The 8,005-nt window shown below is 72.8% G+C and carries 9 protein-coding genes; 2 read left to right on the top strand and 7 right to left on the bottom strand.

What is annotated here, in order from left to right; genetic code table 11:
• Positions 1-734, top strand: a 734-nt coding sequence (locus tag PSH25_RS07990; RefSeq protein ID WP_238658382.1) for a peptidoglycan-binding domain-containing protein, incomplete at its 5' end; no start/stop codon positions are given.
• A gap of 180 nt (positions 735-914) precedes the next feature.
• Here the strand turns inward: PSH25_RS07990 and PSH25_RS07985 are convergent.
• The 7 genes from PSH25_RS07985 to PSH25_RS07955 form a co-directional block, all read right to left on the bottom strand.
• Positions 915-1,976: an ABC transporter permease gene (locus PSH25_RS07985; protein WP_238658381.1), complete on the bottom strand. Its 1,062-nt coding sequence runs from the start codon at positions 1,974-1,976 to the stop codon at positions 915-917.
• Positions 1,973-2,866, bottom strand: coding sequence for an ABC transporter ATP-binding protein (locus PSH25_RS07980; RefSeq protein WP_238658380.1), 894 nt, complete (start codon positions 2,864-2,866; stop codon positions 1,973-1,975). The genes PSH25_RS07985 and PSH25_RS07980 overlap by 4 nt, the downstream gene beginning before the upstream one ends.
• 81 nt (positions 2,867-2,947) lie before the next feature.
• On the bottom strand, positions 2,948-3,664 hold the full coding sequence (locus tag PSH25_RS07975; protein WP_238658379.1) for a response regulator: 717 nt from the start codon (positions 3,662-3,664) through the stop codon (positions 2,948-2,950).
• Entirely contained in the window at positions 3,661-4,989 is a 1,329-nt protein-coding gene (locus tag PSH25_RS07970) for a sensor histidine kinase (RefSeq protein WP_238658378.1), read from the bottom strand. The genes PSH25_RS07975 and PSH25_RS07970 overlap by 4 nt, the downstream gene beginning before the upstream one ends.
• 122 nt (positions 4,990-5,111) lie before the next feature.
• Positions 5,112-6,059, bottom strand: coding sequence for a permease prefix domain 1-containing protein (locus PSH25_RS07965; RefSeq protein WP_238658377.1), 948 nt, complete (start codon positions 6,057-6,059; stop codon positions 5,112-5,114).
• On the bottom strand, positions 6,056-6,397 hold the full coding sequence (locus PSH25_RS07960) for a PadR family transcriptional regulator (RefSeq protein ID WP_238658376.1): 342 nt from the start codon (positions 6,395-6,397) through the stop codon (positions 6,056-6,058). Before PSH25_RS07960 ends, PSH25_RS07965 begins: the two co-directional genes overlap by 4 nt.
• A gap of 141 nt (positions 6,398-6,538) precedes the next feature.
• On the bottom strand, positions 6,539-7,138 hold the full coding sequence (locus PSH25_RS07955; RefSeq protein WP_238658375.1) for a hypothetical protein: 600 nt from the start codon (positions 7,136-7,138) through the stop codon (positions 6,539-6,541).
• A 133-nt stretch (positions 7,139-7,271) separates the two neighbouring features.
• Between PSH25_RS07955 and PSH25_RS07950 the strand changes: the two genes are divergently transcribed.
• Positions 7,272-8,005: serine/threonine-protein kinase (locus tag PSH25_RS07950; protein ID WP_238658374.1), on the top strand; the 734-nt coding region annotated here is incomplete at its 3' end.

Here is an 8,005-nt window from a genome sequence, read left to right as displayed (position 1 = left end):
CCGACGCGCCTCCGTCCGCCGGCCCCGTCCGGTCCGACGAGCTGACACCGTCGGTCAGGCCGGTCCTGCCGGAGCGGTCGCGACCCGAGGCGCCCCGGTCGACCCGCCGCCGCCTCCGGCTGGCGGTGCTCGCGGTGCTCGCGGTGCTGACGATCGGCGCGACCGGCACGCTGCTGCCGAAGCTCACCGCCACGGCGAGCAGCTCGCCGACCGACGGTTGCCCTCTGGTCCTGCGCCAGGGCATGTACGGCCCGTGCGTGCTGGACCTCCAGGAACGGTTGGTGGCCCGGGGACTGGACGTGCCGGTGGACGGCTGGTTCGGCCCGGGCACCACCAGTGGGCTGATCGCCTTCCAGGCCCTGGGCAGCCTGCCGGTCAGCGGCACCGCCGACGGGCAGGTGCTCGACGAGTTGGCGAGCCAGCCCACGGTGCCCGCGCCCTGGCCCGAGGACCGGATCGGCAAGTACCTGCGGCGCACCTTCCCGGAGGACCCGAGTGGGGCGGTGGAGATGGCCCGGTGTCTGTCCGAGTTGGACCCGTACCGAGTGGTGGTCGTCGCGGACGGGTCGCGGCGCTGGGGGTTGTTCCAGTTCACCGACAGCGAGTTGTCCCGGTTCGGCGTCGACCCCCGGACGGCGCTGGACCCGTACTGGAACATCCGGACGGCACGCAACGTCTGGTCGCTCACCAGCGGTTTCGGCCACTGGCAGTGCGCACCGTCGCCGTCGCTGTGACCCCGGTGCGGTGCGGTCATCGAGAACCCCTTGTCCGGAACCGGCGACAACCAGGCCGTCGCCGTGCGCTGGACCCACCGTAGGAGGGCCGGCCCTGTTCGCAGCCTCCGAACAGCGCGCGGAACGGTGCCGTACGACGGCGGGCGCCGGAACCCGTCACGGACACCGGCGCCCGCGCGCTCAGCCGATGCTCTCCCGCTCCCGCCAGGCGGTACGCAGCGAGGTCCGGCCGTTGGTGCGCAACAGCGACCCCTCGTACACCCGGGCACCGGCGAGGAGGAACGCGCCGGCGGCGAGCAGCAGGATGACAAGCGAGACGATCGGCTCCCACCCGGCCGCGTCGCCGGTGAACAGCCGCAGCGGCATGGCCGTGGGCGACGAGAACGGCACATAGGACAGCACCCGCATCGCGGTGGCGTTGTCGTTGAGGAAGATCACCGCGAAGAACGGCAGCATGACGGCGAGCTGCACGGGCGTCGACACCGCGGCGATGTCCTCCTGCCGGTTGGCCAGCGCGCCGGCCGCCGCCCACATGGCGGCGAGCAGCACGAAACCGATCAGGAAGAACGGCACGAACCAGCCGATCGCCGGGGCGAGCAGGGTGAGCAGACCTCCGCTGTCGCCGATCTGCAGTCCGAGCACCGCCACCACCGCGATCAGGGCGATCTGCGCGAACGCCAGGATGGCCCCGGCCACCACCTTCCCGGCCAGCAGGGCCCGGACCGGCACCGCGGCGACCAGGATCTCCACGATCCGGGTCTGCTTCTCCTCGATGACGCTCTGCGCGATCTGCACACCGAACGTCTGCGAGGTGATGAAGAAGACGAACGCGAAGACGAACGGCACCAGGAACGCCACCACCGGGTCGACCGCGTCCGGGTCGAGCAGGCGGACGGCCGGCTGGGTGCTCAGGGCCTTCACCACGTCGTCGGGGGTGTCGTCCATGGCCAGGACGGCCGGTCCGGTGACCACCGCCGCGTCCACGTCGTCGTCGCGGACGGCCTGCTCGGCGGCCCGGTCGTCGGGGACGACCCGGACCTCCAGCCCGGCGGCGCGCAGTGGCGCGGCCACGCTCTCGGTCGCCGCCACGGTGGACGGCCCGCCGGAGAACAGCGGCGGCAGGATGGTGCCCGCCGCGGCGATCAGCAGGAAGAACAGCGTGCCGAACAGGAAGGTACGGTCGCGGAGCTTGACCCGGATCTCGCGTTCGGCGACCAGCCGGGTGGCCTGGGTGACGTTCACTGGGTGACCTCTCGGAAGATCTCGGTGAGCGAGGGGCTGACCGGGCGGAAGGCGCGGACCGGGCCGCGGGCGAGGGCGGCCCGCAGCACGGGCTGTTCGTCGGTGCCGGCCGGCAGGTCGAAGACCACCCGCGCGCCGTCCAGCTCGACCACTGTCACCCCGGGGTGGTCGCGTACCCAGCCGGCGTCGTGCTCCACGACCAGCTCGAAGCGGGGCACGGTGTACGAGTCACGTAGCTGCTGCCGGCTGCCGGCGGCCCGGATCACCCCGTCTCCGATGATCACCAGGTCGTCGCAGAGGCGCTCCACGACGTCGAGCTGGTGACTGGAGAAGAGCACCGGCGCGCCGGCCGCGGCCCGTTCCCGTAGCACCGCCACGACGGTCTCCACGGCCAGCGGGTCGAGGCCGGAGAACGGTTCGTCGAGCACCAGCACCTCGGGGTCGTGCACCAGCGCGGCGGCGATCTGGGCGCGCTGCTGGTTGCCCAGCGACAGCGTCTCCAGCAGGTCGTCGCCGCGCTCACCGAGCCCGACCCGGTCCAGCAGCGCGTCGGTGGAACGCCGTGCCGCGGCGGCGTCCATCCCGTGCAGCCGGCCCAGGTAGGTCACCTGCTCGCGGGTGGTCATCTTGGGGTAGAGGCCCCGCTCCTCCGGCATGTAGCCGAAGCGCCGACGGTCCTGCCGGGTCAGCGGGGTGCCGCCCCAGCTCACCTCACCGGCGTCGGGGGCGAGGACACCCAGGATGATCCGCATGGTGGTGGTCTTGCCGGCGCCGTTGGCGCCCACGAAACCGGTCATCCGACCGGCGGACACCTCGAAGGACACGTTCCTGAGCACCTGACGGTCGCCGAAGCTGCGGTCGACGCCGTCGAGGCGAAGCGTTCTGGTCACGCACCCACGCTAGATCGAGTACGCCGCCGCGCCGTCCGCCCGGCGGGTGAGCGGACGGGTCCGCCTCGCGGCGGACGCCGGTCACCCGCCGGGCCGGACCACCCCGTTCTCGTACGCGAACACCACGGCCTGCACCCGGTCGCGCAGGCCGAGTTTGGCCAGTACGCGACTCACGTGCGTCTTCACCGTCGCCTCGCCGAGGTGGATGGTCGCGGCGATCTCCGCGTTGCTCGACCCGGCGGCGAGCAGCATCAGCACCTCCCGTTCACGCGGGGTCAGCTCGGCCAGCGCGGCGTCGGCGTCCGGGCCTCGGTGGGCGGTGCCCGCCGGGTCGCCGGGTCGGGCGAAGGTGGAGATCACCCGGCGGGTGATCTCCGGGGCGAGCAGGCCGTCGCCCCTGGCCAGCACCCGGATCGCCTCGACCAGCTCCTCCGGCGTGCCGTTCTTGAGCAGGAAGCCGCTGGCGCCGGCCCGCAGCGCGGCGAACAGGTAGTCGTCGCGGTCGAAGGTCGTGAGGATCAGCACCGCGGGCGCCCCGGGGCCGTCGGCGACGATCTGCCGGGTGGCCTCCAGGCCGTCCATCCCGGGCATCTCCACATCCATGAGTACGACGTCGGGGCGGGTGGCGCGGGTCATGGTGACGGCCCGTTCGCCGTCGGCGGCCTCACCGACCACCTCGATGTCGTCCTCCACCTCCAGGATGACCCGGAAGCCGGTACGGACGAGGTGCTGGTCGTCGGCGAGCAGCACCCGGACCGGCGGGCCGGTGTCGGGTGCGTGCTGGGCTGCCGCGCTCATGCTGACGGCTCCGCCCCGGCTGCCGCCCGGTCCCTGTCGCCCGGGTCCCGTTGCGGGCCCACCGGGCGGTCCGACGCCGCCAGGGGGAAGCGGGCGCGTACCCGCCAGCCGCCGCCGGCCCGGGGCCCGGCCTCCAGGTCGCCGTCGTGGGCGGTGACCCGTTCGCGCATCCCGATCAGGCCCAGCCCGACGGCGTTGACCCGGCCAGCGCCCCGCCCGTCGTCGGTCACGTCGACCTCCACCTCCCGGGCCAGGTACCGGACCCGCACGTCGAGCAGGGCCGCCTCGGCGTGTTTCAGCGTGTTGGTCACCGCTTCCTGGGTCACCCGGTAGGCCGCCTGGGAGACGGATTCGGGCACCGCGACCGGGTCGCCGTACACCCCGAGGGTGGCCTTCAGCCCGGCGGCCCGAGCCCGCTCGACCAGCTCTCCGATCCGTTCGACGCCGCCAGCGGCCGGGGGCTCGGCGTCGGCGGAGGTCCGCAGCACGCCGAGCATCCGGCGTAGCTCGTCGACGGCGGTGCGGGCGCTCTGCTCGATGGCGGTCAGTGCCGTGCGGGCCTTGCCCGGGTCGCGGTCGAACACCCGGCGGCAGGCGGACGCCTGTACGCCCATCACCGACACGTGGTGGGCGACCACGTCGTGCAGCTCCCGGGCGATCCGGACCCGTTCGCCGAGCACCGCCCGCTCCCGGGCCTCTGCCTGCGACCGGCGCAGGTCCTCGGCCTGCGCGCGCAACTCGTGCTCCCGGCGCGCGGCCACCCAGGCGGTCTCGCCGAAGAAGTACGCGAAACCGAAGACCAGCACGTTGAGCAGCACACCGTTGACCATCGCGGCGAGCACCGGTGGCACCGGCCCGACCGCGTCGGCGAAGGTGTCCGCCGGAATGTGGTCGATCATCACCGCGTAGTAGAGGCCGAGCCAGGCGAACATCGTGGCGATCACGCCGATCCGCAGCCGGCGGGACAGCTGGCGGTCCTGCCCCCAGGCGCCGACGGTGTAGAGGGCGCAGAACAGGGCCCAGGAGGAGAACTGGCTCTCCGGGGCCGAGCGCGCCTGCGCGGCGATGAACGCCACCGCGACGACCAGCAGGGTCGCGGTCGGCCGGCGTCGTCGCCAGATCAGCGGGAGGGTCACCGCGACGGTCCAGAACAGCTGCTCCGGCCCGGATGGTGGTGGGCCCAGCAGGAACGCGCCGGTGCTGCGGGCCAGGGTGAGGCTGACCAACGCCAGCCCGGTCATCCCCAGGCCGATCCAGAGGTCGTTTCGGCGCTGCTCCGCCGTCGGACCCGGGCGGCGCCATCCCTCTCGCGGTGCCACGGTCATCCGGGAACGATGCCACGCCCCCCGCCCGGCCCGCCGACCGGGCGCGCCGGTTCCCACGCGGACCGGCCGACGGGCGACGGCCCGGCGCGGGGTACGCGCCGGGCTGTCGTGCGGGATGTCGCTCACGCCGTCTGACGGCGGGTCTTCAGGGCGGTGTCGATCAGGTCCCAGACCGCGACCACCGCCGCGCCCACCGCGATGGTCGCCCCGAGGACGTTGCGGTTGTCCGCGTCCGCAAGCCAGCTGAGCCGCTCGGCCAGGGCCGGGTTGAGGAGTCGGTCGGAGAGCGCCAGCCACATCAAGGGCACCGCGAACGCCAGGCTGAGCAGCGCCCTGGTGGTGAAGAGCGCCCACGTCCAGTGCGCGATCCGGTACTTGACGATCTCGACCACCACGCTTGCGGCCAGGACGACGATCAGCGCCGGCAGCCAGAACGACCAGAGCGCCGGGTCGAGGATCGGGATGTTCTCGCCGTCGGTGCCGTGGACCCAGGACTGGTAGTGCTGAAACGGCAGGTACGCGATGGTCAGCACCAGCATGATCACCGATGCGACGGTGTCGGCGAGTGGGATGCCCCGGTGCACCGGGGCGTCGGGCAGTTGGTCGACAGTCCAGCCGGGCAGGTCCACCGTCGTCTGGGAGCGCTCGATGATGGCGAAGGTCAGGGTGAGCCAGAAGGCGATGTGCACGCCCACGTGCAGGGCGACGACGATGCCCGGCCCGATGGCCCCGAACCCCTTGCCCTCGGCGACGTTGACGATGGCGACGATCGTGCCGACGAGCGCCGGGATGAAGCTGAGCAGCAGTTTCAGCAGCCGCAGCCAGACCAGGTAGTAGGTCGGGCCGATGAGCTGCAACCCTCGGTCGGCGTACCGGGCGGCCAGCACGTCCGGGTTGCCCAGCTCGGTGAGCACCTCCCGCTCGGCAGCGGTCGGGTCCGCGCCGCCGCCGGTGCGGTCGTCGATCATGTCCTCGATGGAGGCCCGCAGCTCGGTGGCGATCTCGTCGCGGCGCTGGGTGGGCACCGAGCGCAGGGTGGCGGCGAGGTAGCGGTCGGTCAGGGTGTTCATCGGTCCACTCCTTGGATCAGCCCGGTGATGGAGGTCTGCACGGCGGCGAGGTCGTCGAGGAGCCGGTTCAGCATCGACTCGCCCTCGTCGCTGGTCCGGTAGAACTTGCGCGGTCGGCTCTCCGCGGTGTTCCACTCGCTGGTCAGCAGCCCCTGGTCCTCCAGGCGGCGCAGCAGCGGGTAGAGGGTGTTGGCGTCGACCGGGAAGCCGTGGTCGGTGAGCCGTTGCAGCAGTGCGTAGCCGTAGTCCGGTCGGCGCAGCGCGACCAGGCTGGCCACCACGACGGTGCCTCGACGCAACTCCTGTAGGTGCGTCCGTAGAACGTCCTCGCTAACCATGTGTCACACCATACTGTGTGGCACACAGTGTTGTCTACGACGACATCATCGTGTCCGCCCAACCTCCCCCCAGCCTTCGTTCGGTCCGAACCGACGTGCGGGGCGCCCGGTCGACACCGGACGCCCCGCACCTGGGAAAAGTCAGCAGGACCCGCCCTGCCGGAAGTTGCGCTCGACGAAGCTGGCCGGGCCGACCTGGAAGTAGCCCACCCCGGGCCGGATCGGGTGCCCGGTGAACAGCTCCACCCGCGACCCGACCCGGACAAGGTACGCCTCGGCGTCCCCCGCGTCGTTGCGGACCAGCGACCCTCGCCGGCCGTAGATCGCCTCCAACTCGTCGAAGGACATGCCGACCGTGGCGCCGGCGGGGGACCGTGGCGGCGCGGTGGCCGTGCCGACCTCCACCAGTCGCCCGTCCTGGAAGGCCAGCAGGATCACGCCCGCCCAGGATCCAGCCGCGCCGGCGTGCACCACCCCGCCGCAGGTCGGCACGGTCCAGTCGATGTGCCCGTTCGTGGTGAGCGACGCCAGGCTGGCGCCGATGCGGTACACGCCGGCGCCACGAACGCTGAGCACCTCCGGGTGGCTGTGCCCGACGGCAACGGCGAGCGGACCGGGCGCCGAGGCGGACGCGGCGCCGCCGAGCAGGGGTGCTGCCGCCGCGGGACCGGCGACGGTCGCCGGGACGAGCGTGCCGAGCGCCAACGCGGCGGTGGTGAGGAGGATCGCGGGACGGTTCATGATGGCTCCTTCGGTGATGGGTCTCCTGCCCTCTTAGTCACCGCGCCAGGGCCAACGGTTCGTCGGGATCGCGGCCAACCCGGTCTACTGTGCAGAGAAACGCCGACCGACCGTGCTGGCCGGAGGTGACACGGTGACGGCTCCACTGCGGATCGGGCCCTACGCCATCGAGCGACTGCTCGGCGTCGGTTCGTTCGCGACGGTCTGGCTGGGCCACGACCGGGCGCTCGACGCGCACGTCGCGATCAAGGTGCTGGCCGAGAACTGGAGCCACGACCTGCGGGTCCGGGAACGCTTCCTCGACGAGGCCCGGTTGCTGCGTCGGTTGGAGCACGAGCGGCTGATCCGGGTGCACGCCGTCGGTGAGCTGCCCGACGGCCGCCCGTACGCGGTCCTGGCCTGGGCGGACGGGGGCAGCCTGCGGGACCGGTTGGCCGCTGGCGAGATCCCCACGCCGGCGGCGTTGCGGCTGCTCGGCGAGGTCTGCGCCGGGGTCGCCGTGCTGCACCGGCACGGCGTCGTGCACCGCGACCTCACCCCGGGCAACATCCTGTTCCGCTCCGCCGGCCCCGGTGGCCCGGAACAGGTGCTGATCGCCGACCTCGGCCTGGCCAAGGCGCTCGCCGCCGCCTCCGGGCTGACCGCCCGGGCCGGCACCCCGGGCTACATGGCCCCCGAGCAGGACGATCCGGGCGCGGTGGTCGACACGCGCGCCGACGTGTACGGGCTCGGCCGGCTCGGCATCCGACTGCTGGCCGCCGACCCGTCGGGCGCGAACCCGACCGGGCCCGATCCGTCTCGGCGCGTCCCGGAGGTCGGACTGCGGGACGACGTGGCAGAGAAGAGCACACGGCTGACACCCATGAC

Origin of the sequence: Micromonospora foliorum (assembly GCF_022229015.1) — a bacterium.
In the GTDB taxonomy this organism is placed as follows: Bacteria; Actinomycetota; Actinomycetes; order Mycobacteriales; family Micromonosporaceae; genus Micromonospora; species Micromonospora foliorum.
This window is presented reverse-complemented; position numbering and strand designations above follow the sequence as displayed.